The sequence below is a fragment of the Bifidobacterium sp. UMB1197 genome (genome assembly GCF_030217745.1).
GTDB classification, from domain to species: Bacteria; Actinomycetota; Actinomycetes; order Actinomycetales; family Bifidobacteriaceae; genus Bifidobacterium; species Bifidobacterium vaginale_B.
This window is the reverse complement of the sequence record NZ_JASOOL010000025.1, coordinates 1-390: the sequence shown is the minus strand read 5'-3', so window position 1 is coordinate 390 and position 390 is coordinate 1. Positions and strand designations below refer to the sequence as shown.

General features: G+C 43.6%; 1 protein-coding gene. It reads right to left on the bottom strand.

Annotated features, from left to right (window positions below; translation table 11 throughout):
* On the bottom strand, window positions 1-390 hold a 390-nt coding region (locus tag QP420_RS06450), incomplete at both ends, for an amino acid ABC transporter permease (RefSeq protein WP_481616896.1).

Genomic DNA, 390 nt, shown 5'->3' with positions numbered 1-390 from the left:
CTTTTGCTTCGAATCCTTTGCCAAAATGCTTTTCCAACATAACCTGCAAAACCATCAAAACAGACGTAATCACCAAATACCAAATACTAGCAACAATAAGAAGCGGAATCGGCTTATAAATACGATTAGCAACAGCATTAGTAGCAAACTGAAGCTCCAAAGTAAAAGGCACAGCCAAAACCAAAGACGTAGTCTTAAGCATACCAATAGTCTCATTACCCAAAGGCGGAACAATAATACGCATAGCCTGAGGCAAAACAACCCTACGCATAGTCAAAGACCTACCCATACCCAAAGCCTGAGCAGCCTCAACCTGACCAGCATCCACAGCCTCCAAGCCAGCACGAACAATCTCCGACAAATACGCAGCCTCATTAAGAGACAAGCCAA